Raw genomic sequence first — 25,024 nt, 5'->3', positions numbered from 1 at the left:
AAGTTTATATGCTCCCATCCTTGAAATATACTACACCTTAAATGAGTAAAATTTATTACCATACGAGAGGCGGTGAAATTGGATATCAGAAATGTGCTTGAAAAACTGAAGCCGGTCCTGATCATCATTGCCCTCTTTGCCCTTGCATTCTATATAAGGGCTGAGGCGGTTAACCTCGGGGGAGTCCCCTCTGATGGCAAGGACTTCTACACCGGTCCTGATGGTCTGCCCTACTTCAGTGAGATGGACTCCTACTACAACTACAGGCTCACCATGAATTATATTAACAGGGGAATACTCGGGGACACACTTGTAAACGGCAGGGCTTATGACCTGCACTCATATTATCCTCCCGGAAGACCCGTTGACTATCCCCCCCTCATAGTCTACACCACCGCAGCAGCATACCGGCTGCTTAACCTCTTTGGGGATTTCAGCCTCAGGGAGGTGGCCTTCTGGATAGGGGCATTTATAGGGTCCCTCTGTGTTATTCCAGCCTACCTCTTTGTGAGGAGGGTGACCAATGATTACGGTGGAATCGCTGCAGGGATAATTGTGGGTTTAATCCCCACCTACGTTGCACACACCTATGCAGGTTTCTTTGACACCGACATGTTCAACATCGTTCTGCCACTGCTGGTATTCTGGTTCTTCACCGAGAGCATCCTGGCCACTGACATCAAGAAGAAGACAGCCTATGCCATTGCATCGGCCCTCACCATACTGGTATTCTCAGCTGCATGGGTGGGTTACATATTCTACCTTGCTGTGCTGGTTGCCTTCGTTGCAATCTATCTCCTGATCTCAAGGTACATCCTTAGGGAAAAACCGGTTGAGGGTTACACTGGAAAACTTGAATGGCTGACACATCAGAGGGAACTCTTCCCGCTCGTAGTCCTCTTACTGACTGGAGGAATCCTCATCGGAGTGTTTGGAGGGTTTTCAAACCTTGCAGGTGCCATCACAGGTCTTTTCAGCGCCACCCAGATACAGGCAACCGCCCAGACAACCGCATACCCCAATGTATACGTGTCTGTATCAGAGCTCCAGGTGCCCCAGTTCATAGCAGGTGGTAAGAGCGGCCTCATGCCAGGGCAGGGCACGGTTGTCGGTGGTGTTGGTGGAATCATGGTATTCATTGCAGGCCTCCTGGGTGTGGCCTCCCTCCTCTGGAAGTACAGGAGCCCCGAAAGGGTACCTGAAAAGACCGGAGGCAGCGGGCTGAAGGCAGGTAAGAAAAGCAAATTCATGAAACCCCTGAAAAACCAGGGGGTGTCAGATGAAGAGAAAAGGCACAGATACCTCCTTTACGCAGTCCTTATGGCTGTCTGGCTTATAATGTCAGGTTATGCCGTTACCAAGGGTTCAAGGTTCATACCCACCTTTGCTGTGCCCCTTGGCCTTTCAGCAGGGATATTCACTGGCTTCCTTGTTGAATACCTCAGGGACAGTGTGAAGACAACCACATCGGTTGCCCTTGTGGCATTCATAGCCGCAGTTGTCATTGCACTTCCCTTCAGTGTTTCTGTGGCGATTAAACTCCTTGCAGGGGTCATCGGGGTTGGCCTTGTCTACTCCCTCAGGAAGCCAGAGATAAGGGCCCCCATCATGATGATCCTTGTAACCCTTGCTGTTGTTGCTCCAACAGTGAGCGGTGCCCATTCAATGACATCCTCAGTGGTCCCGGGTACAGACGACGGGATGTGGAACTCAATGCAATGGATCAAAAAGAACACCAGCAGTGAAACTGTTGTAATGTCATGGTGGGACTTCGGACACCTCTTTGCCGTCGCTGCAGACCGACCCGTGACCTTTGACGGAGGATCGCAGAACACTCCCAGGGCATACTGGATAGGTAAGGCCCTTACAACGAGCAATGAAACCCTTTCACTGGGCATACTCAGGATGCTATCATCAAGTGGCGACCTTGCCTATGAGACCCTTGATAACTACACCAATGACAGTGGAAAAACCGCAGAGATCCTGACAGCCACCCTTGGAGTCCCACGGGATGAGGCGAAGAACGTTATGGTTTCACGCTATGGCCTCACAGAGGCCCAGGCAGAAAAGGTGCTTGAGTACTCCCACCCATCAAAGCCAAAACCCTTTGTGCTGGTATTAAGTTCAGATATGCTCGGGAAGGCCCCATGGTGGACCTACTTTGGAACATGGGACTTTGAGAAGAAAACAGGGTCAAGGTACGGATACTATCCCTCACTGGGAAGTTCAAAGCCTGAGGTGGTGAACAATACAACGGTCATACAGACAGTTAACACCGCAGTTGATGACGCCCTTGTAGGTACCATAATAGAGAAAAGGGACAACACAACCAATGCAACGATAGCAATAGGCAACAACAGGACAGTCCAGAGGATCAAACCGCACAAGCTGGTTATAATTGAGGGTAACCTCCTTGTCAGGGATGAGGTGGTTGACAGCAATGCACAGTTAAGCCTGATAGTCCTTGGAAGCAACAACCAGTACACGACCGTGATAATGAACCGGGAACTGGAAGACTCCATCTTCACAAAGCTGTTCCTTCTTGGTGGGTTCAACCAGACATCCTTCAGGTTCCTGCACCAGGAGCCTGGTGTGCTGCTATGGACAGCAGCATAAACCCTATTTTTTTTATTAAGGGAATCTGATCTAACAGGTCACAAAACAAACAAGATTCTTATCCTGTTCTAACAACTGACTCAAATAAAAGCCCATCTAACTCTATTACAAAAAATAGTAAACCATCAACTGCCAGAATGATTAATGAAGTAGTTCATCTGCTGAAGGTGGTCCGTTAAAGTGGGTTAATGGTTTCAGTAGCGCCTGGCCATCTTTGCCTTCAGTATGTCTGTTGCGCTGATCACCCCTGTGATTTCATCATCCTCTTCAACAAGGAGTCGCCAGACAACATTCTTAACCATCTTTTCAGCGGCTTCCTTTATGGTTGCCCTAGGGGAGATCGTCACAAGATCCCTCTCCATGACCTCCCATACCTTAACCTCTGCAAGATCATCACCCTCAGCAATGGCCTCAAGCACATCCCATGTGGTCACAATACCAACCCTGGCGCCGTCCTTAACAACAACCGAGCTGCCCTTCCCGTTCTCAACATAGTTCCTTAGAACATCCTCCAGGCTAGCATTTATATCCAGAGTATCAACATCTGTAACCATAACATCCTCAACCCTCATAAAATCACCTTGATATATTATGAAGTTTATTCTATAAAAATGTCGGGGAAAAATATTTAACAGGGACAGTAGAAAACACTAAATGATTATGCTGATTCTTCTCTCACTTCAACAATGTTCATGTGAGTCCTATGGATATCGAAGAGAAAATTAAAAAAATAGAAGAGGAAATACAGAAAACACCGTACAACAAGGCCACCGCACACCATATAGGTAAGTTGAAGGCGAAAATTTCGCGTTTAAGGGAGGAGGCCCTTCAGAGGAGGACTTCATCTGGAAAGGGGAGGGGTTTCCACATTAAAAAGTCAGGGGACTCCACGGTCGTTCTTATAGGTTTCCCCTCAGTAGGTAAATCCACCCTCCTCAATGAACTCACAAATGCAGAGTCAAAGGTCGGTGAGTATCAGTTCACAACCCTTGAAATAGTGCCCGGCGTCATGGAATACAGGGGTGCCCAGATACAGATATTTGACATACCAGGGATAATAACCGGGGCCTCCCGTGGAAGGGGCAGGGGCCGTGAAATTTTATCAGTCGCCAGGAGCGCCGACCTCATAGTCATCGTACTTGATGTCTTCAACACAGAGCACATGGACATAATAATGAGGGAACTGCGGGATGTTGGTATAAGGCCCGATGAAACCCCGCCCGATGTGACCGTGAAAAGAAGGAAGCTGGGAGGGGTGAAACTATCCTCCACAGTGGAACTCACACACCTTGATGAAAGGATCATAAGATCCGTCCTCAATGAGTACGGTATACATAACGCCGATGTCCTCATCAGGGAGGACATAACGGTTGATCAGTTCATAGATGTGCTGGAGGCAAACAGGGTCTATATACCCACCCTGAAGGTCATAAACAAGATTGACCTTGTGGATGAATCCTACCTTGAGGAGATAAGGAAAAGGTTCCCCAATGCCCTGTTCATATCTGCAGACAAGCACCTTAACATTGATAAACTGAAGGATGAAATATTCGACAGACTTGGACTGATAAGGATATACATGAAACCCCAGGGAGAGAAGGCTGATTATGATGAACCCCTGATTGTGAAGGAGGGCTCCACCGTTGCCGATGTGTGTCAGAAGCTCCACCGGGACTTCCTGCGCAAGTTCAGACATGCCCGGGTCTGGGGTAGTTCGGTCAAGTTTGACGGTCAGAAGGTTGGACTCGACCATGTCCTCAGGGATGAGGATGTGCTGAGAATCATAATAAAAAAATAGTGGCCTGAGACTTGTGAAGAAATAATGAGTCCTAAATTCAGAAAAAATGTTATCACTGATAAAAATAATAAAGATTGCAAACCCGATTGCTGAAAGATCATGGAATACTTGAAGATAACGGTGTTAAAATGAAGCTGGATGATATAAAAATTTCAAGAGCCATTGTGGAAGGATACATGGAGGAACTCCTCGACTACCTTGATATGGATGTTGCCATCGGCGGTGGGGGTCCATCAGGGCTAACCGCAGGTTACTACCTTGCAGAGGCAGGGCTGAAGGTTGCGCTCTTCGAAAGGAAGCTCTCCATCGGCGGGGGGATGTGGGGCGGCGGTATGATGTTCAACAAGATCGTTGTCCAGGATGATGGTAAGGAGATCCTTGATGAATTCGGTGTCAGAACAGAACCCTACGATGAGGGATACCATGTTGCCGACTCCGTGGAGGCAACCGCAACCCTCTGCTCAAGGGCATGCAAGGCAGGCCTCAAAATATTCAATCTCATGAGCATAGAGGATGTCATGATCCGCGATGAGGGTATAACAGGCCTCGTCCTTAACTGGAGCTCGGTTGAAATGGCAGGCCTCCATGTTGACCCCCTCACAGTGAGGGCGAATGCCGTGATAGATGCAACCGGCCATGACTGTGAAATAGTCAGGGTTGTTGAACGAAAGATCGGGCCCCAGCTCAACACCCCCGATGGGAGGATACAGGGAGAGAGGTCAATGTGGGCCGATGCCGGTGAAGCAGCCCTCATAGAGAACACCAGGGAAGTTTACCCCAACCTCTATGTTGCAGGGATGGCCAGTAACGCTGTCTACGGTGCTCCGAGGATGGGGCCCATCTTCGGGGGCATGCTTGTCTCAGGTAAAAGGGTTGCGGATATGATAATTGAAAGGCTCAAATAATGTCACTTATCTGCATCACAGGCACTCCCGGGGTGGGTAAAACCACCATTAGCGGACTCCTCAGGGAAAGGGGATTCAGTGTAGTATCAGTTAATGAAATCGCAGAAAGGGAGGGGCTGTTCCTTGGACGTGACCCCCTGAGGGGCTACCTTGAAGTGGACATTGAGGGTCTCTGCCGGTCTGTTGAAAGGTATCTGACAGGAAAGGCTGTGCTGGAAGGTCACCTCTCCCATTTCTGCAGGAAATGCGATGCAGTGATTGTACTGAGGCTTGACCCTGAGGTCCTCAGGGAGAGGCTTCTCATGAGGGGTTACCCTGAGGATAAGGTGCAGGAGAACCTTGAGGCCGAAGCACTGGATGTGTGTACCGTTGAAGCCCATGAAATTCACGGTGAAAGAGTAAGGGAAGTTGATACGACTGGTAAAACACCTGAAGAGGTTGCGGACATCATCATGGACATCCTTGATGGTGATGAAGGCTACGCCCCGGGTGATGTTGATTTTTCAGACTGGCTTATGGGTTGATGGAAAAGCTTTTTAAAGATGGAAACACAAACCAGTTATAATATTCTTCTTGTGCTTAAGTTAGTGGCTCAACCTTAATGTGCAAGATATGGATGTTCTATTCCGTTATGAGGGACTGACCTTGAGAAGGGGAAAAAGACCAGGATGGATGCTGAAGATAGGTAAAGAGAGAATAGACATCCTCTTCAGGATGGCCGAGGATGAATTCCAGGCCAACCCTCAAAGGTCACATCGTTACACTGAAATCGCAAGGAACATATCAAAGAAGTACAGGATAAGGATGCCCCGGAAGTGGAGGAGGAGGTTCTGTAAGAAGTGTTACAGGTTCCTCAGGCCAGGGGCCAACTGCACTGTGCGTGTTACAGGGGGAAGGGTTATTTTTAGGTGCCTCGAGTGCGGCCATATAATGAGGCTCCCCTATACAGAGGAAAAAAAGGAGAAAAGGAGAAATAAAATTGAGTCTTACACCAACAAAAAAGGAACTGATGAACAGATCCCTGTCAGCACTCACAATAAATGTGGGGAAAGCAGGGGTGAGCGAAAGCCTTATTGAAGAGATTAGAAGACAGCTGAAGGCTAAAGAACTGATAAAGGTAAGATTTGCCAGGACGGTTGCCTCTGAAAAAGAAAGTTATATTACCGAGATTGTTGAAAAAACAAATTCTAAGCTCATAGATTTAAGAGGAAATGTGGCAATAATTTTCAAAAAAAGATCTTAGGAGGATAAATATGACTACAGTTTATGATGTGCCAGCAGATCTGCTTATAAACCAGGTTGCAGAGGACCTGAAAAAGGAAGGTAAGGTTAAGTCCCCTGAATGGGTTAACTTTGTTAAAACAGGTGTTCACAAGGAAAGAAGACCTGAAAACCCAGACTGGTGGTATGTAAGGGCAGCCGCCCTCCTCAGAAGAGTTTACATTGATGGTCCTGTGGGTGTTAACAGTCTCAGGACACATTATGGTGGTAAGAAGGACAGGGGTTCACGTCCTGAGAAATTCAGAAGGGGAAGCGGTGCAATAATAAGAAGAGCCCTTCAGCAGCTTGAGGAATCAGGCTTCATAAAAAAGGAAGATGGTGGAAGAGTTATAACCCCTGAAGGTCAGTCATTCCTTGACAGGGCTGCTGAAAAGGTTAAGAAAGAAGTTGAAGGACTTGAGAAATACTGATAGAAACTGTGGGCCTGGGAGGTTTTTAATTGACAGACCTCGAAGAGATACGTCGTAAAAAGATGCTGGAACTCCAGCAGAGGGCTCAGCAGCAGAATATGGAGGCTGAAGCTCAGAGAGAGATGCGTCAGCAGTTTGAAATGCAGAAGAAGCAGATACTGATGCAGATACTCACACCTGAAGCCCGCAGCCGCCTGGCCAACCTCAGACTTACAAGGCCCGAATTCGTTGAACAGATAGAACTCCAGCTGATACAGCTGGCCCAGATGGGGCGTGTGAGGTCAAAGATTACCGATGAACAGCTGAAGGAGCTGCTGAAGAAAGTCACCGGCAAAAAGAGGGAAATAAAGATCAGCAGAGTATGATCTGATAAAATGAATGCCTGCGTACTCTACAGTGGAGGTAAAGACAGTTCCCTGATGGCTGTGATGCTTCAAAGGATGGGTATCCGCCCCGAACTCGTAACAGCAAACTTTGGAGTTCATGAATCATGGAAACCCGCCCTGAAATCTGCAGAATCCCTTGGATTTCCCCACCGCGTCCTGAGACTCGACGGTGAAGTCCTTGAAGATGCAGCCAAGACAGTGATCCATGATGGATTCCCCAATAACGGCATAAACATGATACACCGCGCGGTGATTGAAGCTGTGGCGGATGAGTATGATATAGTTGCTGACGGCACACGACGTGACGATAGAACCCCCAAGCTCAGCAGGGATGAAATAAGAAGTCTTGAAGACCGTAAAGGTGTTGAATACATAAACCTTAATGGTCTGGGTTATAAAACCATCAACAGACTCTCATCCATGCTCTTTACTCTGAAAAAGGAGGAGAGCAGCATTGATAACAGCTCCGATTACGAGGTTGAGATCAGATGCCTCATGGATGAGATGGGCTATGAATCAGGATCATTCTTCCCAGTTCACTTCCAGACCCGGGTAACCGGGTGGAGACAATCACAATCAGGAGGATGCTGAATGAGTAGAAATAAACATGTTGCTAGGAAACTTAGAATGGCGAAGGCTAACAGGCAGAACCGGAGGGTGCCTGCCTGGGTGATGGTTAAAACCAACTACAAGGTTAGAAGCCATCCAAAGATGAGACACTGGAGAAGGACAAAACTGAAAGTTTAGGAGGACTTTTCATGGAAAGAATCTACACTATACCGCTCAGAAAGGCAAAGAATGTTCCAAGGACAATCAGGGCACCCAAGGCAGTTAAGATTGTCCGTGAATTCCTCATGAAGCATATGAAGGCAGAGACCGTCAGGCTTGACGCTTCAATCAACGAGAAGTTATGGGAGAGGGGAATCCAGAAGATTCCTCCAAAGATAAAGGTAAAGGCCGTTAAGGATGAAGACGGTGTCGTTGAAGCCACACTCGAAGAATAAAAATGATGGTGGATTATGATTAGAAGGATCAACCTCAGCGGAAATCCTAATCTGGGAGTTTACATATCTGTAACCGATAGCGTTGCCCTGGTACCTCAGAATACCCCTGAAAAATTCGAGGATGCCCTCAGGGAAGCCCTTGATGTCGAGGTTCTCAGGGCATCCATCAGCGGAAGCAGCCTCAACGGTGCCCTTTCAGTGGGAAATTCAAATGGATTCATAGTCTCAAATCAGACCATGGACAGGGAAATCGAAGCCCTTGCAGGTGCCGGGCTTGAAGTTATGAGGATTCCTGACAGGTTCACTGCCGTCGGGAACCTTGTACTGGCCAATGACAACGGTGCAGTTGTAAGTCCGCTCCTCTCAGAGGATTCAGTTGACGTCATAAGGAAGGTGCTGGAGGTTGATGTTGAAGTATCCACAGTCGCAGGCCTCAATATCATAGGATCAGTTGGGGCTGCCACAAACCGTGGCGCGCTGCTCCATCCCCATGTTTCCAAGGAGGAGATGGAGATCATAGAGGGTGCTCTTGACGTTTCTGCAGATGTAGGCACCGTTAACCATGGAGTTACACTTGTGGGTGCATGTTCAGCGGCGAATTCAAACGGAGTCCTTGTGGGTGAAGAAACCACAGGACCTGAACTTGCAAGAATAGAAGAAGCTTTAGGTTTTCTTGAGGGATGAAAATGAAGACAAAGATATTTAGAGTTAAAGGAAAGTTTCTGATGGGTGAAAAGCTACAGCCCTTCACAAAGGAACTCAAGGCCATAAAGGAAGAGGAAATCTATGAAAAACTCTACTCAGAGTTCGGAAGCAAGCACAGAGTTCCAAGAAGCAAGGTTAAAATTGAGAAGATAGAGGAAATATCCCCTGAAGACGTCCAGGATCCCGTTGTCAAGGCGCTGGTCCAGAGGTGATCCCATGGAAGACCAGCAGAAGCTTGAGGAGATAGTGAACCAGCTCAACATATACCAGAGCCAGGCGGAGCTCATCCAGCAGCAGATGGAGACCGTCAGGGCGACCATAAGCGAACTGGAGATCCTTGAGAAGACCATCAATGATATCCAGGGAAAGGATGGCTCTGAGACTCTTGTTCCGGTCGGGGCCGGTTCATTCATCAGCGCTGAATTAAAGGACACCCAGAACATAGTTATGAGCGTTGGTGCAGGGGTTGCCATAAAGAAAAGTGTTGATGAGGCCTTGAAGACAGTTGAAAATGAAAAAAAGGAACTTGAGGCAACCCTTCAGAAGATGGGTGAGAATCTGCGCAAGATAACAGAAATCATGATGAAGCTATCTCCTCAGGCCGAGGAACTCCTTAAAAAGGTAAGGGGAAGTGAAGGGTAAGTGTTTGAATCTCTGAAGGAAAAATTCAGCAAAACCGTTGGCAAGATCACTGAAAAGGTCTCATCAAAGGATAAACCTGAAGAGGTTGCTGAAACAGGAAAGACTGTAGATGAAGCCGAGACCATAACCTCTGAGGAAAAGTCTGAAACTCCTGAAGCTGAGACCAAGGCTCCTGAAAAAACAGAAGCCCCTACTGAACCCGTAGAAGAGGAATCTGCTTCTGAAGAAGAGGGTGGTTCAGGCATATTTTCATTTTTCAGGGAAAAGAAGATATCCGAGAAGGATATTGAAGATGTTCTCTGGGAACTTGAGATGGCGCTCCTTGAAAGTGATGTTGCCCTTGATGTGGCTGAAAAGATCACCTCAGACCTCCGGGAGGAGCTAGTTGGTAAAAAGGTGAAAAGGAGCACCGAGATATCCGAGTACACCCTTGAAGCACTTAAAGGTGCCGTGTCCGATGTCCTCAGTGTCGAAGGTAAGGACCTTGATGAGTTAATTGAAACCAGAAAACCCCTTGTTATAATGTTTGTGGGGATAAATGGAACCGGTAAAACAACCACCATTGCAAAGGTTGCTAATTATTTCCTTAAAAGGGGACTTACACCTGTAATAGCAGCCGCCGATACCTTCCGTGCAGGCGCCATAGAACAGATATCCCACCACGCAGATAAACTGGGTATCAGGATAATAAGCCATCAGAAGGGTGCTGATCCGGCTGCAGTCGCCTTTGATGCCGTTTCACATGCAAAGGCACAGGGAAAGGATGTTGTCCTTATAGACACTGCAGGGCGGATGCAGACCAACATTAACCTCATGGATGAAATGGCCAAGATAAAGAGGGTTGTCAAACCGGACCTCATAGTATTCGTGGGTGATGCCCTCACAGGTAACGATGCTGTTGAGCAGGCCATGAAGTTCAATGAAGCTGTCGGTATAGATGCCGTGATACTTACAAAGGCCGATGCCGATGCCCGTGGAGGCGCGGCCCTCTCCATAGGATACATGATCGAGAAACCAATAATATTCCTAGGGACAGGTCAGGGATATGATGACCTCATGGAATTCAGACCTGAATGGATGGTTAACCAGTTATTCACGTAACCAGCTAAGACATGCACATGCCCTGCAATTTCATGAAAAGATTTTTATAAGCCTTTATTCTTACCTTCATCCATAGCGGGTTGATGAATGTCTGCCAAGATACTCCTTGTTGAAGACGAGGCAATAACAGCAATGGACCTCCAGAGAAAACTCGAGTTCTGGGGTTACACTGTTGTTGGAACTGCACATGACGGTCCCTCCGCCATTGAACTTGCAAGGGAACATGAACCGGACCTTATCCTAATGGACATAGTCCTCAAGGGGGACATTGACGGTGTTGAAGTTGCAGAGAGGATAAGAGACCTTGAAGTGCCGGTAGTCTTCATCTCAGCCCATTCAGAGGAGACCACCATGAGGAGGGCCGGGAATACATCGCCCTACGGTTATCTGATAAAACCCTTCGATGAGAAGGAACTCGTTTTTACCATTGAAATGGCCATCCACAGACACAGAAGTGACCGACAGGTTAAAAAGCTCAACCGGGCCCTTAGAATGCTCAGTGACTGCAACCAGGCAATAGTCAGGATAAAGGATGCTGATGAACTTTTAAATGAGATATGCAGGATCATTGTTGAGGTTGGCGGCTACAGGATGGCCTGGATAGGTCTGGCGGAGCATGATGAAGAAAAATCAGTGCATCCCATTGCAGAATACGGATTCCATGAGGGCTACCTGGACTCAATAAGGGTCAGCTGGGGTGATGATGAGTACGGTGCCGGTCCGGTAGGCGGATCCATTAGAAGATCAGAACCAGTCATCATTAGGAACACTGAGGATGATCCCAGGTTCAATCCCTGGAGGGATAAAGCTGTTGAGATGGGTTTCCTCTCAGTTATCGGTCTTCCACTCACCGTCAGCGGTGAAACCATTGCATCACTGGCAGTGTACTCCAGGGAAAGGGATGCCTTCGATGAGGAGGAAGTTGAGCTCCTGATGGAACTAGCTGGAGACATCTCATTCTACCTTGAATCAAAGAAGGAGATGGAAAGACTGGAAAATATCAGGGAATACTCTCCGGTAGGCATTTTAACCCTAAAGATGGATGAGGAACCCGTCATCATGGACATCAACATGGAAGCACGCCGGATGCTCCTGGATGAGGAACCCGTAGGAAAGAAACTGAGGGATGTAACCCATTTCATGAAAAAGGAGGTTTCAGAGATTTGCAACCTGGAGGATGGTACAGTGCATGATATGGACTGCGTTGAATATTCTGATGGAAAATCAACCAGATTCCTGAGCATCCGGGCTGTGCGGAGCGGTGATACCGTTTCAGTCTTTTTAAATGATATCACTGAATGCATCATGACCCGTAAGAGGCTTGAGGAATGTGAAGGTAGACTGAATTAGCCTTAAAAGATCTAATCCCCATCCTCAGATCACTGGAAGGAAGAAGCTGTGTTATATAACTCCTGTTGCATCAGTTTCATGAAAAAAGAAGAAGTTTTTACTGATCCCTGTCACAGAGAAGAACTCCACCTACACCCACATCTTCAGGGGGCATCTCCCTTATCAGTACCGTTATGGTTGACTCGGGAAGTTCCAGAACCTCACCTGAAACCCTGGTTATTCTCTTAACAAGTTCTCTCTTCTTTTCCTCCGTGATCTCGTTGCAGTATATCTGGATAACAGGCATTTCATCACCAAGATTATATTCTCTCCCTGTTTATATAAATCATTGAGTTATGTCTGAACCTTCAAGGATAGAAGTGAGTGAGGCGATGATCATGATGATCGGTGAAGATGGATTGAAGAAACTTTTCCCGGATTTCAGGGAACTTGTGCAGCCAGCAGGGATCGACCTGAGGGTTGATGAAGTTTACAGGCAGGCAGGGCCAGGGTCACTGATTGATGATAATAAGGAACTTCCTGAACTTGAAAGGCTTGAACCGCCAGTCTACCGGTTACAGCCAGGCACAGCCTACCTTGTAAGTGTCGACAGGAGGATAGAGATACCACGGGGGTATGCGATGCTCTACCTTCCAAGATCAACCCTTCTTCGATCCTTTGTATCCGTGCACACGGCCCTGGGGGATCCGGGTTTCAGGGGCACCCTCAGGTTCCTTGTCCATAACTATGGGAGCTATGAGTACACCCTCAAGAGGGGTGAAAGGATAGCCCAGGCGGTCGTATTCAGGGTTGATGGTTCGGGTGAGTACTCGGGAAGCTACCAGGAGGATTAGGCGGATAAGCCCCTGATAGTCGGCAGAGTGATGGTAGTCGGGCAGCTGCCATGGGGACCATGGCCTCAGAAACCCTGAAGGCCAGAAAAGTAATGGGGGTATCAGAGATGATCCATGGTGGTCTGATGGACGCTGCACTGGCTCACCAGACCCTTCCCTGAAGAATCAGTTGATGGGAGCTACCTGTGCCCCCTGCGATTCTTCCTACGAGGCAACCCCCTGAAGATTCCCTCTCTTAAAGGGGGTTTTCAAGCATGTCAACCGATTCAGGATTTGAAAGTGTGCTGGTATCCCCGGGGTCCTCACCCCTAACCTTCGCCTTTATAACCCTCCTCATTATCTTTCCGGACCTTGTCTTTGGAAGGTCATCAACAAATCCTATGTAGCTTGGACTTGCAATGGGGCCTATCTCCCTTCTTACATGCTCACGGAGTATCCCCTTAAGCCTGGGTGATGGTTCAGCATTATCCATCAGAACGACGAAGGCCGCTATCTCCTCACCCTTCAGGATGTCTGGTTTTCCCACAACCGCGGCCTCGGCAACCTTTGGGTGGCTTACAAGGGCTGATTCAACCTCCGCGGTGCTTATCCTGTGGCCGGCCACGTTAAGGACATCATCCTCCCTTCCCTGTATCCAGAAGTATCCGTCCTCATCGATCCTTGCAACATCACCGCTCAGGTATATTCCCGGGAATGTGCTCCAGTATGCCTCAAGGTACCTATCAGGGTCCTGAAGAGCGTCCTGAACATTGCAGGCCATGGAGTCCTTATCACCAGGTGCCCTCCCCTGCCCCTGATGCTTTCACCATCATCATCAACCACATCAGCAACAACCGTCGGGAAGGGCTTCCCTGCAGACCCTGGTTTAAGGGGTGTTACAGGGAGGGGCGTTATCATGTGCATCCCTGTCTCTGTCTGCCACCAGGTATCCATTATCGGGCACCTGCTGCCCCCTATGGTCCGATAGTACCACATCCATGCCTCGGGGTTTATCGGTTCCCCCACGGATCCAAGTATGCGGAGGGTGCTGAGATCGTACTTCTCAGGCCACTTCTCCCCGTACTTCATGAAAAGGCGGATGGTTGTGGGGGCCGTGTAGAAGAGTGTCACACCGTACCTTTCAATCATACTCCATATCCTTCCAGGGTCAGGGTAATCCGGGGCTCCCTCATAGATTATGGATGTTGCTCCCGCCATGAGTGGGGCGTATACGATGTAGCTGTGTCCGGTTATCCAGCCAATATCTGCAGCACACCACCATATATCCTCATCCTTCACATCAAAAACAAACCTGTAGGTGGCATTAACACCCACTGCATAGCCCCCTGGGTGTGGAGGACTCCCTTTGGCTTTCCTGTTGTGCCTGAAGTGTAGAGTATGAAGAGGGGATCCTCGGAGTCAAGTTCCTCACAGGCAAGTTCATAATCCATTCCTTCAAGGGCATCATCCCAGTAGATGTCCCTGCCCTCCTTCATGTTCACTTCCTCACCCAGGTGATCCACAACTATAACCTTCTCGATGGATGGGATATCGTCAACCACCATGTCCAGGGTTTCCTTGAGTTTGATGATCTTTCCGCGTCTGTAGAATGCGTCTGCAGTAATTGCAACCCTGGCCTCAGCATCCATGGCCCTTTCCTTGAAGGCCTTTGCCCAGAATCCGCTGAAGACGACGCTGTGGACGGCGCCTATGCGGGCGCAGGCAAGCATCGCCACCGGGAGCTCCGGTATCATCGGGAGGTATATGCTGACCCTGTCCCCCTTCTCAACACCCATGGCCCTCAGGGCCCCTGCAAGCCTGTTAACTTCCCTGTAAAGGTCATAGTAGGTGAGTTTCCTTATCCTTCCATCCTCCCCTTCCCATATGTAGGCCAGCCTGTTTTTAACCGGCCCCCTAACATGTCTGTCAAGTGCATTGAAGGTTATGTTGAATTTTCCATCCAGGAACCACCCTGCATGTGGAGGGTCCCATTCAAGGACCTTCCTGTATGGCTGGAACCATTCAAGTTCAGAGGCCATCTCATCCCAGAACCATTCAGGGTTGGCCTCTGCTCTTCTGAGGAGTTCATCATAGTCTTCAATACCCCTCTCATCCATTCATAGTTTAATGTTGCTTTTCTCTGCAAGTTCCCTGTCTGGATTGAAAATTCTTTCCTCCCTTAGAAGAGAATCCAGCTGTCCCGTCATAATAAACCCCCGCTCTGTTTTAATATATATTTCATGATTTAAATAGGTGGGAGTAGAACTATCATTATTGAAAGGTCCCGCAGATGATCGTATGAAAAGCTGTGCAGAGAAGATTGTTAGGATCCTTGAAGAGGCCGGTTTCAGACATGTTTTCGGACACCCGGGTGAACAGATACTGCCCATTTATGATGCTCTCAGGAAATCAGACATCCAGCACGTTCTGATGAGGCATGAGCAGGGTGCGGTTCATGCAGCTGATGGCTATGCCAGGGCATCCGGAGGACCGGGACTCTGTGTGGCCACGGGTGGTCCGGGAGCCCTCAACCTTGTAATGGGTGCTGCGGCTGCAAACATCGACTCGGTCCCGCTCCTGATGATAACAGGAGACCTCCCTGAATCAGGATCAGACCATGGAAGGTTTCAGGAGGTGGATACCTCTGGTGTCTTCGGGCCGGTTACCATGAAGACGACCACGCTATCAGGGGGGGATGAAGCACTATCAGCTGTAATGGATGCCATTGAAACCCTCAAAGGTCGTGGTGGTGTGATCCACATCAACATTCCAAGGGATGTCCTTGAATCAGATGCAGGGAGGGTCAGGAGGCAGCCCATTAAATCCCGCGGGTTCCCTGACCTCAAGGCTGCCCTGAGGCTTCTTAAATCTGCAGAGAGGCCCCTCATCCTCGCGGGGGGAGGGGTTGTCTGGGCCGGGGCATCAGAGGAACTCAGGGCCTTTGCAGGGAAACTCGGAATCCCCGTTGTAACCACCTACAGTGCACGGGGTGTCATCCCTGAGGACCATCCGCTCTGCCTCGGGATGGCGGGGACAAGGGGGACGCCGGCAGGTAACTATGCTGCGGGAAAATGTGATGTTCTCCTTGTGCTCGGTGCGAGGCTATCTGACAGAACCCTTGCAGCCATTGGAAACCCCAGGATAATCCATGTTAACCTGGACAGGGACGTCCTGAGGGGTGATGTCATGCTGGAGATGGATGTCAGGGATTTCCTGAAACAGGACATCCGGCGGACCCCTCCAGTGGAGTGGCTGAGGGAGCTTGAAGCCTGCAGGAATGCCCGGCCGGCCCCATACGAGGAGGAATTCATGGTAGAAGGGGAATTCAGGACCTCCCTTGCTGTAAGGGGAATCCTTGAAGCAGCCCCCGATGCCATAATAGTTAATGATGCTGGCAGCCACACAACCTGGGTGACCCTCTACAGGAAGGTCCTCAGGGAGCGCTCACTTATATTCTCAGGTGGATTCGGACCCATGGGTTATGGTCTTCCTGCTGCAGTGGGGGCGAGCCTTGCCGAGCCCCATGAGGATGTGGTCCTCATAGCAGGTGATGGCGGGTTCCAGATGACCATGCAGGAACTCGGTACCGTGGCTGAACTTGGACTTTCTGTTACAATGTGCATCCTGAACAACAGCCGGCTGGATGTCATAAGGCAGTGGCAGGAGATGAAGTACGGTGAAAGTTACGGTGTTGAACTGAAGAACCCTGACTTCGTGAAACTTGCAGGAGCCTATGGTATAGGTGCCGTGGGTGTTGAAAGCTATGATGACCTCTCAGATTCCCTGGAAATGGCCCTTGCATCCAGAGAACCATTCCTTCTGGATATCAAGGTTGTTGAAGAGGATATACCCCTACCCCACCCCCGGACTCCATGAAGATACAGGGATATAAGCCTCTGCTCCAAGGATTTATAAAGCCGCTTTTATTGAGAAAAAGGGTTATCAGGGAATTCTACTGACATGGAACTAAAAATACACCTGAGAAAAAGTATCAGGAAAAATCCCGCTGCTGACGGAACTAAAATAATACCTCCAGTTAGATTACTGCAATATAAAAAGTAAATGGGGGTGTGGTTCAGAGATTCTCAGGAAGGTAGGTGTCTGCAACTGCAGCCACGGCCTCACCCATCTCAACCTCGAATCCAAGTTCCCTCAGGGTCATCTCCAGACCTGAAATGGTGGTTATCAGTTCCCTGTGGGTTATGTTACCCATATGCCCTATCCTGAAGATCTTGCCCTTCAGATGGTCCTGTCCACCTGCAAGCTCAACATGGTACTTGTTCCTCATTGTACCCCTGAGCTCCCCGTCCGTAACCCCTTCAGGGAGTCTTACCGCGGTCACCGTGGTTGATGAAACAGACTCATCAGGGAAGAGTTCAAGGCCAAGTGCCTTTATAGCATTCCTTGTTGCCTCTGCAGCAAGTTTATGCCTCTTTATCCTGTTGTTAAGGCCCTCCTCCATTATAACCTTAAGGGCCTCGTGCATTGCGTAGATGAGTGAAACCGCAGGGGTGTATGGTGTTTCAGGGGGTTCAGCGTCGCCGCTCTTCCTGTACTTTTTAAGGTTCAGGTAATATGTCCTCGGGTTGCTGACTCCTTCAACGGCGCTCCATGCATCGTCACTCAGGGTTATGGCCGCCATACCCGGTGGTGCTGCAAGGCACTTCTGGGAGCCGGTTACACATATGTCTATACCATAACCATCAACGTCAACCTCATCCCCGCCCAGGGATGAAACAGTATCAACAACGTAGAGGGCGTCATAATCTGACATTATCTTCCCTATCTCCTTTATAGGGTTTGCAACACCGGTGGATGTTTCATTGTGGACGACTGTAACTGCCTTTATATCATCGTTCTCTTCGAGTGCGTAGCCGATTTCATCCGGGTTAACGGCTTTACCCCATTCAACATCGATCCTTATGGACTCGCCGCCGAAGGCCTCAACGATCTGGCTGAACCTCTGACCGAACTTGCCCCCAACTACATTGAGGACCTTATCACCCGGTTCAATTATATTTGCGATTGCAGCTTCCATTGCGGCTGTCCCCGAGCCTGTTAAAAGGTAAGACTTATTGTTTGTCCTGAAGACATCGGACATCATCTCACTGGTTTCAGAGAGGATCTTACCAAATAATGCGCTCCTGTGGTTAACAATGTTCTCTGACATTGCCTTAAGGACTCTCTGGGCCACCCTTGTAGGGCCAGGTATCATGAGCAGTGTTTCATCCATTCCAAAAAACCTCCAGATTAAAGTGCGTTTTAGAGCTGTTACTATTATTTAATCTGTACCTTTAAAAATATTTACACCCACCAGAAGGGCGTCCCTCTGGAACAAAAGCATGATATATTAAGGGCCTACAAATTTATCACATGGAACTTGAAGTGTGGTTAAGGTGGTATGCAGGGATACTTGAAGACTTTGGATTTGACAGGGCCGCCGATGAGGAGGCTGCAGAGTACCTGAGAGGGTTCCTTGAAGAACACGGGAGCATCGACCTCCATGGACTGGAACTCCCCTCAAGGAACTTCATAGTCTTCGGAGCAGGACCATCCCTGAAGGAGCATGCTGAGAGGTTCAGGGGACTGGATGAGAACCTTACCGTGGTATCTGCAGATGGAGCCACAACAGCGCTCCTTGAGGAGGGGATAGTGCCCCATATAATTGTAACGGACCTTGATGGCAGGGTGGAGGATATACTTGAGGCCAGCAGACTCGGGTCGACGATTGTGGTTCATGCCCATGGAAACAACCTTGAGAAACTCAGAAGGTACCTGCCCCTTCTAAAGAACCTGGCAGGGACAACCCAGAGCATCCCCTCCAGGCCCCTGTACAACTTTGGGGGTTTCACAGATGGTGACAGGGCTGTCTTCCTTGCAGTGGCCCTGGGTGCTGAGAGAATAATACTTGCAGGCATGGATTTCGGCGATACAGTTACAAGGTATTCCAGGCCAGGGATAAAGGGGGAAACCGCAAGGGCCGACCCTGTCAAGAAACTTAAACTTGAATATGCACGCAAATTGATAGAATGGATAAGGACAAACCGGGATGTTGAGATAGAAACCTGGTGAAGGTTAATCAATATACCGAACAGCTGATCAGTATGAAGGATCGTGGCGTGGAAAAAAGGAGTGTAAGGGACATTCTGCTTCATGATGAAACAGTATTCAGGGACATAAATGTCTTTGACCCTGACTATGTCCCTGAGAATTACAGGTACCGTGAATCACAGATGGAGGCCCTGGCAGTGTGCATAAGGCCCGCCCTCAGAAATGGCAGGCCTGTTAACGCCGTTGTACTGGGTTCCTGTGCAACCGGGAAAACAACCGCCATAAAGAAGATCTTCGAGATGGTTGAATCAACTTCTGAAAATGTCATATGCTGCTATATAAACTGCCAGTTACACACGACACGGTTCGGGATCTTTTCACAGATATACAGCAGGATATTCGGACATCAGCCCCCCGAAACAGGCGTCCCCTTCTCAAGGATATACCAGAGTATAATGCAGTACCTTGCGAAGGAGAATAAGGCCCTTGTTGTTGCACTGGATGATGTTAACTACCTCTTCTACAGTAAAAACGCCAACAAGGTCCTTTATGATATACTCAGGGCCCATGAAGTTTTTGATGGTGTCAGGACAGGAGTTTTTGCCATACTATCCGATATTGAATTCAGGTATGTCCTTGATAAGAACGTCAACTCGGTATTCATACCCCAGGAGATAGTGTTCCCCCCATATACACGTGAAGAGATATTCAACATCCTCAGGGACAGGGTGAGGGTCGGGTTCTATCCAGGGGTTATACCGGATGAACTCATTGAGAGGATAACTGACCATACAGTTAACACCGGCGACCTTCGATATGGTATAGACCTCCTGAGGGTCTGCGGCAACCTGGCTGAAGCCGATGCCTCGCCTGAGATAACCAGGAGGCACCTTGAAATGGCCGTTAAAAAAACAGGGCCAGTGACCCTAATGCATACAGTTAAAACCCTCAATGAACAGGAGAAGGAGTTCCTAAGGAGTGTCATGGACGCTGGTGACGGTGATATAACTGCAGGGGCGCTTTATAAGATCTTCCAGGGGAGGACAGGGGCAAGCTATTCCTCCTTCAACAGGACCATGGAGAAACTGGAATTCCTGAGGCTAATAGACACAAGGTTAACCGGTAAGGGTGTCCGTGGTAAATCAAGAATCGTGATCCTCCGTTTCAGTCTCCATGAACTTGAAAGGTGCCTTAACTCATAGCCCTGCAGGATAATTTGAGTTAGGCCCCGCAGCAACAGTTAAAATCCCCCATAGGAGAAGAAGCATTACCAGGAAGATCAGGACGCATGACTTGAGGTCAACGTACATTAAGAGCTCCAGGAAACGCCTCCTCATGCTGTGTGATTTCTTCAGACTGTACATATCATCATCTCCATAACATGCTTCATCATAAATCTATTTAAAAAAAGAGATAGAGAGCATCTGAAAAGTAATAAAGGAAAGGTTAAACTGAGGGATTAAAGGATGAAGAGGTTTGAATTCTTTGAAGTCACCGCGGATGCCGGTTACTGGGCATACGGACATACCCTTGAAGAGGTATTCGAAAACGCTGCCCTTGCAATGTTCGAAATAATGACGGACACCTCACTTGTGGCCAGGGAGGAGATAAGGAAAATTGAAGTCCGGTCTGAGGATGAAGTCTCACTGCTCTATGACTGGCTCGATGAACTGCTCTTCCTCCATGACACTGAATTTATTTTATTCAGTAAGTTCAATGTTAAAATAGATGAAACAGCTGATGGTTTTAAACTGCGGGGAACCGCAGCCGGCGAGAGGATAAAGGAAAAACATGAAAAAAGAGATGAGGTCAAGGCCGTCACATTCCACCTCATGGAAATAACATCTGAAGACGGTCTTATGAAGGCAAGGGTGATTCTTGACCTTTAAATAAATTATAAAACCATAAGGAGCGGTTTATCATGGAAGTAAGGGAAGAACTTGTTAAGGTTAGAGATTCTGTATGGGAAGTTCCAACATCATACAAGAAGGGAATGAGGGTTCCTGGAAGGATTTTCCTGAAGGAAGAGGCCCTGAAGGACCTTGAAAGGGGTGCTGTTGACCAGGTTGCCAACGTGGCCTGCCTCCCCAGCATCCAGAAATTCTCGATAGGACTGCCGGATATACACTTCGGATACGGATTCAGCATCGGGGGCGTGGCAGCCTTCAGCAGCCGTACAGGAGTTATAAGTCCCGGGGGAGTGGGTTTTGACATAAACTGTGGTGTCAGGATGGTCAGGACAAACCTTGACCATTCTGAGGTCCGTGCAAAGATAAAGGAGCTTGTAAACACACTCTTCAGGAACGTTCCCTCAGGGGTTGGCAGCAAGGGCAAGATAAGATTAAGGCCCGGTGAAATCGACGAGGTCCTTGAAAATGGTGCTGAATGGGCTGTTGAAAACGGATATGGCTGGGAACAGGACCTTAAATTCCTTGAAGAAAACGGTAAAATGGATGAGGCAGACCCTGATAAGGTCAGTGATAAGGCAAAGAAGAGGGGGATACCCCAGCTCGGATCCCTCGGGTCAGGGAACCACTTCCTTGAGGTCCAGATGGTGGATGAAATATATGATGAGGGGGTTGCAGAGGCCTTCGGCATAACCCCCGGAAAGGTAGCCGTGATGATACATTCAGGTTCCCGTGGATGCGGCCATCAGGTGTGTTCAGATTACCTCAGGGTAATGGACAAGGCCTACAGGCGGTACAAGATAAACCTTCCCGACAGGCAGCTTGCATGCGCCCCTGTGGATTCAGATGAGGCCAGGGACTACTTCCAGGCAATGGCCGCTGCAGCAAACTATGCATGGGCGAACCGTCAGATGATAGTCCACTGGGTCAGGGAGTCCTTTGAAAGCATCTTCGGTATGAGTGCAGAGGACATGGAGATGGAGATAGTCTATGACGTCGCCCATAACATAGCCAAAAAGGAGGTTCACACAATAAAAGGGCGTGAAACAGAGGTCTTCGTCCACCGGAAGGGCGCTACAAGGGCCTTCGGACCCGGAAGGAAGGAGCTGCCATCAGAGTACAGGAGCACGGGTCAGCCCGTGATAATCCCCGGCACCATGGGCACATCATCCTATCTCCTTCACGGTACAGAGGTTGCCATGGAGGAAACCTTCGGTTCAACAGCCCACGGGGCCGGAAGGAAGATGAGCCGTGCCGGTGCAAAAAAGACCTACCGTGGAGAGGCCGTCCAGAAGAACCTTGAAAGTCAGGGGATATATGTGAAGGCCACATCCATGCCCGTGGTGGCAGAGGAAGCCCCTGGAGCATACAAGGACGTTGATATTGTGGTTAAAACAGCTCATGAGACAGGAATATCCCGTATGGTGGCCAGGATGGTCCCGCTTGGTGTTGCAAAGGGATAAAATCCCTTCATGGCGGTGAATGGATGATAGGAATCATCGGAGGTACAGGGGTATACGAGATAGTACACCACGGCAGGATAAAGAGCCGGAAGACCATCAGGACACCCTACGGTGAAAGCCCTGAAATATCACTCTTCAGGCTCCACGACAGGGAGGTCGCCTTCATACCGAGGCACTCCCCGGGACATGACAGCCCACCGCACATGGTCAACTACCGCGCAAACATCTGGGCCCTTAAAGAACTGGGTGTCAGGCAGATAATAGCAACCAACGCCGTCGGCTCACTGGACAGAAACATAAAACCCGGGGACCTGGTCGTCCCCCATGACTTCATCGACTTCACATATTCCCGTCCATCAACATTCTATGATGAACGGACCGTGCACGTGGATATGACGGAACCCTACTGCAGCGACATCCGATCCGCACTGACCGCTTCATCAGCCGCCATTGATGGTGGAGTGTATGTATGTACAGAGGGGCCGAGGTTTGAAACCCCGGCAGAGATAAAGATGTTCCAGGTCCTTGGAGGCACCCTCGTCGGCATGACGGGTATCCCGGAGGCCGTGCTTGCAAGGGAGCTTGAGATGTGCTATGCAAGCATATGCCTTGTATCAAACTATGCCGCTTCAATATCACCCACTAGGCTAACCATCAAGGAGGTCTTTGAGGTGATGGAGAAAAGGAAGGAGGACCTTGTGGGGGTCATTGAGGATGCTGTTAAGCGACTGGACCATGACCCCTCATGTCCCTGCCAGAACGCCCTGGAGGGTGCTGATGTCGATGAAGTGTGAGGAGGAGTTTAGATGAAGGTTTTAATGATATGTGCAAGTCCCAGGAAGAAGAGCAACACCATGATGGTCCTTGAAAGGTGTGCTCGGGCAATAGAGGAGAGGGGTGTTGAAACAGAGATGGTATCCCTGCGGAAGATGAATATAGAATCCTGCAGGGCATGTCTGAGCTGTGCAAAAGAACACAGGTGCAAGATAGATGACGGTCTCAATGAAATAATCGAGAAGATAAAGGAATCAGAGGGTTTCATAGTTGCAAGCCCTGTCTATTTCGGCACGGCCAGGGGAGATATCATGTCAGCCCTCCAGAGGATCGGAATGGTTTCAAGGGTCTCGGATAACTTCCTCAGCTGGAAGGTCGGCGGCCCCATCGCCGTTGCAAGGAGGGGTGGGCATACAGCCACAATACAGGAGATGCTAATGTTCTACTTTATAAATGACATGATAGTTCCAGGTTCAACCTACTGGAACATGGTGTTTGGCTGGGCCCCGGGTGAAGTTGAGGATGACACCGAGGGTATGGAAACCGTTGAACGCTTCGGTGAAAACGTTGCCGAACTCATAAAGAGGATACATGATTAGAGTGTACCCCATGAGAATCGCTGTGGCATCCTCCAACGGCAGGGAGGTTGACCTGCACTTTGGCATGGCATCAAGGTTCCTCATATATGAGTACAGGGGTGGTGAACTGACACTCCTTGAGGAGAGAACCATTGACATAGATGAGGATAAGAGGCACCAGTGGAGAAAGGTCCTTGATGCTTTAAAGGACTGTGATACAGTAATAGCAGTTCAGGCAGGATTAAAGGCCCGTGTGGGGATTGAAGAGGCTGGTTTAAAATTTGTTGCCGGTGAGGGACCCGTTGAAGAGGTGATTGGGGGATACATCAGGCACCTTGAATTCATGGGTTCCCTCTGATCCCTTTAAACCGGATCAACCCTATCAGGGGCCTGAATACATGCCTCCCGGTTCAAAGCTCTCGGCCAAAGCCTTTATGTGTGTTGTGGTCACCATTAGCATGGCCACTTAAGGGTCCAGAACTACCAGAAGTCAAGGTTTAAATACTCCATCAGCATAATTATAGAGTATTCATAACCGGCGGTGTAGATAACTGCAGATCAATGGTTAACCAGTTAATATGAATTTTCTGAATTTATATTAAATCCATCTGTTTTTAGGGTGTATTAAATTTAAGGTGATATAATGGCAAAAGCGCGAAGAAGGAGAGTACGTGATACCTGGAAGGAAAAGAAATGGTACGTCATAAAAAGTCCTAAAATGTTCGGAGAAAACGAGATAGGAACAACCCCATCAAGGGATCCTGATTTCCTCCTCAAGAGGAGGGTTGAAGCCACCATGAGGGAACTTACAGGTGACTTCTCAAAACAGTACGTGAAACTCAAATTCCAGATAGACAACGTTGCTGGCAGTGAAGCCACAACCAAATTCATAGGTCACCAGGTGACAACCGACTACGTCAGGAGCATGATAAGGAGGGGTACAAGCAGAATCGACGCCCCTGTAATTGTTGAAACAAAGGATGGTTACAGGATGAAAATCCATCCCCTTGCAATAACAATAAGGAAGGCGAAGTCCTCACAGCAGAAATACATGCGCCAGAGCATAGAGGAGCATGTGAAGGAAATCGCCTCTGAAAAGACCTTCGAGGAACTGGTTGAGGGTATAGTCACAGGAAAGATTGCATCCGAGATTTACCACCAGGCAAAGAAGATATACCCCCTTAAGAGGGTTGAGATAATAAAGACAAAGGTTCTTGAGGAACCAGCCTGAAAACCTAGAC

General features: G+C 48.8%; 33 protein-coding genes. 26 read left to right on the top strand and 7 right to left on the bottom strand.

Annotated elements, in window-relative coordinates; genetic code table 11:
- The first annotated feature begins 78 nt into the window (after positions 1 to 78).
- Positions 79 to 2,616 (top strand): dolichyl-diphosphooligosaccharide--protein glycosyltransferase subunit STT3, encoded by a 2,538-nt coding sequence (locus FZP57_RS00745; protein ID WP_074358333.1) that lies wholly within the window; start codon positions 79 to 81, stop codon positions 2,614 to 2,616.
- A 194-nt stretch (positions 2,617 to 2,810) separates the two neighbouring features.
- Here the strand turns inward: FZP57_RS00745 and FZP57_RS00740 are convergent, their stop codons facing one another.
- Positions 2,811 to 3,188, bottom strand: a complete 378-nt coding sequence (locus FZP57_RS00740) for a CBS domain-containing protein (RefSeq protein ID WP_074358332.1) — start codon at positions 3,186 to 3,188, stop codon at positions 2,811 to 2,813.
- A 131-nt stretch (positions 3,189 to 3,319) separates the two neighbouring features.
- Here FZP57_RS00740 and FZP57_RS00735 point away from each other — a divergent pair, with 131 nt between their 5' ends.
- From FZP57_RS00735 to FZP57_RS00665, 15 genes are all read left to right on the top strand, one after another.
- Positions 3,320 to 4,414, top strand: a complete 1,095-nt coding sequence (locus FZP57_RS00735) for a GTP-binding protein (protein WP_074358331.1) — start codon at positions 3,320 to 3,322, stop codon at positions 4,412 to 4,414.
- A 128-nt stretch (positions 4,415 to 4,542) separates the two neighbouring features.
- Positions 4,543 to 5,319: a sulfide-dependent adenosine diphosphate thiazole synthase gene (locus FZP57_RS00730; protein WP_074359684.1), complete on the top strand. Its 777-nt coding sequence runs from the start codon at positions 4,543 to 4,545 to the stop codon at positions 5,317 to 5,319.
- Positions 5,319 to 5,843, top strand: coding sequence for an adenylate kinase family protein (locus FZP57_RS00725; protein ID WP_074358330.1), 525 nt, complete (start codon positions 5,319 to 5,321; stop codon positions 5,841 to 5,843). Before FZP57_RS00730 ends, FZP57_RS00725 begins: the two co-directional genes overlap by 1 nt.
- 88 nt (positions 5,844 to 5,931) lie before the next feature.
- Positions 5,932 to 6,396: a ribonuclease P protein component 4 gene (locus tag FZP57_RS00720; protein WP_370518328.1), complete on the top strand. Its 465-nt coding sequence runs from the start codon at positions 5,932 to 5,934 to the stop codon at positions 6,394 to 6,396.
- Entirely contained in the window at positions 6,329 to 6,562 is a 234-nt protein-coding gene (locus tag FZP57_RS00715; RefSeq protein ID WP_074358329.1) for a YhbY family RNA-binding protein, read from the top strand. Before FZP57_RS00720 ends, FZP57_RS00715 begins: the two co-directional genes overlap by 68 nt.
- Before the next feature lie 10 nt (positions 6,563 to 6,572).
- Positions 6,573 to 7,010 (top strand): 30S ribosomal protein S19e, encoded by a 438-nt coding sequence (locus FZP57_RS00710; protein ID WP_191216324.1) that lies wholly within the window; start codon positions 6,573 to 6,575, stop codon positions 7,008 to 7,010.
- 29 nt (positions 7,011 to 7,039) lie between these two features.
- Complete coding sequence (locus tag FZP57_RS00705) at positions 7,040 to 7,375, top strand: DNA-binding protein (RefSeq protein ID WP_074358327.1); 336 nt, start codon at positions 7,040 to 7,042, stop codon at positions 7,373 to 7,375.
- A gap of 9 nt (positions 7,376 to 7,384) precedes the next feature.
- Positions 7,385 to 7,987, top strand: a complete 603-nt coding sequence (locus FZP57_RS00700; RefSeq protein WP_074358326.1) for a hypothetical protein — start codon at positions 7,385 to 7,387, stop codon at positions 7,985 to 7,987.
- Entirely contained in the window at positions 7,988 to 8,143 is a 156-nt protein-coding gene (locus FZP57_RS00695) for a 50S ribosomal protein L39e (protein ID WP_074358325.1), read from the top strand.
- Between the two features lie 11 nt (positions 8,144 to 8,154).
- Positions 8,155 to 8,400, top strand: a complete 246-nt coding sequence (locus FZP57_RS00690) for a 50S ribosomal protein L31e (protein WP_191216323.1) — start codon at positions 8,155 to 8,157, stop codon at positions 8,398 to 8,400.
- 15 nt (positions 8,401 to 8,415) lie between these two features.
- A complete protein-coding gene (locus FZP57_RS00685; RefSeq protein ID WP_074358323.1) occupies positions 8,416 to 9,084 on the top strand; it encodes a translation initiation factor IF-6 in 669 nt (222 codons plus the stop codon).
- Positions 9,085 to 9,086: 2 nt separating this feature from the next.
- Positions 9,087 to 9,317, top strand: a complete 231-nt coding sequence (gene rpl18a / locus FZP57_RS00680) for a 50S ribosomal protein L18Ae (protein ID WP_074358322.1) — start codon at positions 9,087 to 9,089, stop codon at positions 9,315 to 9,317.
- Positions 9,318 to 9,321: 4 nt separating this feature from the next.
- Entirely contained in the window at positions 9,322 to 9,747 is a 426-nt protein-coding gene (gene pfdA, locus FZP57_RS00675) for a prefoldin subunit alpha (protein WP_074358321.1), read from the top strand.
- A complete protein-coding gene (ftsY, locus tag FZP57_RS00670) occupies positions 9,748 to 10,848 on the top strand; it encodes a signal recognition particle-docking protein FtsY (RefSeq protein WP_191216322.1) in 1,101 nt (366 codons plus the stop codon).
- A gap of 87 nt (positions 10,849 to 10,935) precedes the next feature.
- The gene (locus FZP57_RS00665; RefSeq protein WP_074358319.1) at positions 10,936 to 12,198 is read left to right on the top strand and encodes a GAF domain-containing protein; all 1,263 of its coding nucleotides are present in this window, start codon (positions 10,936 to 10,938) and stop codon (positions 12,196 to 12,198) included.
- A gap of 97 nt (positions 12,199 to 12,295) precedes the next feature.
- Here the strand turns inward: FZP57_RS00665 and dmpI are convergent, their stop codons facing one another.
- Positions 12,296 to 12,484, bottom strand: coding sequence for a 4-oxalocrotonate tautomerase DmpI (dmpI, locus tag FZP57_RS00660; RefSeq protein WP_074358318.1), 189 nt, complete (start codon positions 12,482 to 12,484; stop codon positions 12,296 to 12,298).
- Positions 12,485 to 12,578: 94 nt separating this feature from the next.
- Between dmpI and FZP57_RS00655 the strand changes: the two genes are divergently transcribed.
- Positions 12,579 to 13,031, top strand: coding sequence for a deoxyuridine 5'-triphosphate nucleotidohydrolase (locus FZP57_RS00655; RefSeq protein WP_074359682.1), 453 nt, complete (start codon positions 12,579 to 12,581; stop codon positions 13,029 to 13,031).
- A gap of 235 nt (positions 13,032 to 13,266) precedes the next feature.
- Here FZP57_RS00655 and FZP57_RS09680 read toward each other — a convergent pair whose 3' ends face one another.
- The 3 genes from FZP57_RS09680 to FZP57_RS09670 are packed head-to-tail and all read right to left on the bottom strand — an operon-like array spanning position 13,267 to position 15,127.
- Positions 13,267 to 13,791 (bottom strand): hypothetical protein, encoded by a 525-nt coding sequence (locus FZP57_RS09680; RefSeq protein WP_238337929.1) that lies wholly within the window; start codon positions 13,789 to 13,791, stop codon positions 13,267 to 13,269.
- Entirely contained in the window at positions 13,707 to 14,345 is a 639-nt protein-coding gene (locus tag FZP57_RS09675; protein ID WP_370518327.1) for an AMP-binding protein, read from the bottom strand. Before FZP57_RS09675 ends, FZP57_RS09680 begins: the two co-directional genes overlap by 85 nt.
- Complete coding sequence (locus FZP57_RS09670; RefSeq protein ID WP_370518326.1) at positions 14,306 to 15,127, bottom strand: AMP-binding protein; 822 nt, start codon at positions 15,125 to 15,127, stop codon at positions 14,306 to 14,308. Before FZP57_RS09670 ends, FZP57_RS09675 begins: the two co-directional genes overlap by 40 nt.
- Positions 15,128 to 15,308: 181 nt before the next feature.
- Here FZP57_RS09670 and FZP57_RS00645 point away from each other — a divergent pair, with 181 nt between their 5' ends.
- Positions 15,309 to 16,886, top strand: a complete 1,578-nt coding sequence (locus tag FZP57_RS00645; RefSeq protein ID WP_074358317.1) for a thiamine pyrophosphate-binding protein — start codon at positions 15,309 to 15,311, stop codon at positions 16,884 to 16,886.
- 199 nt (positions 16,887 to 17,085) lie between these two features.
- Here the strand turns inward: FZP57_RS00645 and FZP57_RS00640 are convergent, their stop codons facing one another.
- Positions 17,086 to 18,243: an alanine--glyoxylate aminotransferase family protein gene (locus FZP57_RS00640; protein WP_074358316.1), complete on the bottom strand. Its 1,158-nt coding sequence runs from the start codon at positions 18,241 to 18,243 to the stop codon at positions 17,086 to 17,088.
- 140 nt (positions 18,244 to 18,383) lie between these two features.
- On the opposite strand from FZP57_RS00640, the gene FZP57_RS00635 reads away from it, so the two are divergent.
- Complete coding sequence (locus FZP57_RS00635) at positions 18,384 to 19,082, top strand: 6-hydroxymethylpterin diphosphokinase MptE-like protein (protein ID WP_074358315.1); 699 nt, start codon at positions 18,384 to 18,386, stop codon at positions 19,080 to 19,082.
- Between the two features lie 47 nt (positions 19,083 to 19,129).
- On the top strand, positions 19,130 to 20,263 hold the full coding sequence (locus FZP57_RS00630) for an ORC1-type DNA replication protein (protein ID WP_370518353.1): 1,134 nt from the start codon (positions 19,130 to 19,132) through the stop codon (positions 20,261 to 20,263).
- On the opposite strand, the gene FZP57_RS00625 is transcribed toward FZP57_RS00630, so the two are convergent.
- Complete coding sequence (locus tag FZP57_RS00625) at positions 20,258 to 20,425, bottom strand: hypothetical protein (protein WP_191216320.1); 168 nt, start codon at positions 20,423 to 20,425, stop codon at positions 20,258 to 20,260. The two genes, FZP57_RS00630 and FZP57_RS00625, sit on opposite strands and share 6 nt — an antisense overlap.
- A 102-nt stretch (positions 20,426 to 20,527) precedes the next feature.
- On the opposite strand from FZP57_RS00625, the gene FZP57_RS00620 reads away from it, so the two are divergent.
- From FZP57_RS00620 to FZP57_RS00595, 6 genes are all read left to right on the top strand, one after another.
- Positions 20,528 to 20,950, top strand: coding sequence for an archease (locus tag FZP57_RS00620; RefSeq protein WP_074358313.1), 423 nt, complete (start codon positions 20,528 to 20,530; stop codon positions 20,948 to 20,950).
- Positions 20,951 to 20,982: 32 nt separating this feature from the next.
- On the top strand, positions 20,983 to 22,431 hold the full coding sequence (locus FZP57_RS00615) for an RtcB family protein (RefSeq protein WP_074358312.1): 1,449 nt from the start codon (positions 20,983 to 20,985) through the stop codon (positions 22,429 to 22,431).
- Positions 22,432 to 22,454: 23 nt separating this feature from the next.
- Positions 22,455 to 23,225: an S-methyl-5'-thioadenosine phosphorylase gene (mtnP, locus tag FZP57_RS00610; RefSeq protein ID WP_074358311.1), complete on the top strand. Its 771-nt coding sequence runs from the start codon at positions 22,455 to 22,457 to the stop codon at positions 23,223 to 23,225.
- Positions 23,226 to 23,237: 12 nt separating this feature from the next.
- Positions 23,238 to 23,804 (top strand): flavodoxin family protein, encoded by a 567-nt coding sequence (locus tag FZP57_RS00605; RefSeq protein ID WP_074358310.1) that lies wholly within the window; start codon positions 23,238 to 23,240, stop codon positions 23,802 to 23,804.
- Positions 23,805 to 23,814: 10 nt separating this feature from the next.
- A complete protein-coding gene (locus FZP57_RS00600) occupies positions 23,815 to 24,141 on the top strand; it encodes a NifB/NifX family molybdenum-iron cluster-binding protein (RefSeq protein WP_191216319.1) in 327 nt (108 codons plus the stop codon).
- Positions 24,142 to 24,426: 285 nt separating this feature from the next.
- The gene (locus FZP57_RS00595; protein ID WP_074358309.1) at positions 24,427 to 25,014 is read left to right on the top strand and encodes a 30S ribosomal protein S3ae; all 588 of its coding nucleotides are present in this window, start codon (positions 24,427 to 24,429) and stop codon (positions 25,012 to 25,014) included.
- The last annotated feature ends 10 nt before the right edge of the window (positions 25,015 to 25,024 follow it).

The organism is Methanothermobacter sp. THM-1 (assembly GCF_009914355.1).
Lineage (GTDB): Archaea > Methanobacteriota > Methanobacteria > Methanobacteriales > Methanothermobacteraceae > Methanothermobacter > Methanothermobacter wolfei.
Note: the sequence above shows the minus strand (reverse complement) of the source record. Positions and strands in the feature narration are given on the sequence as shown.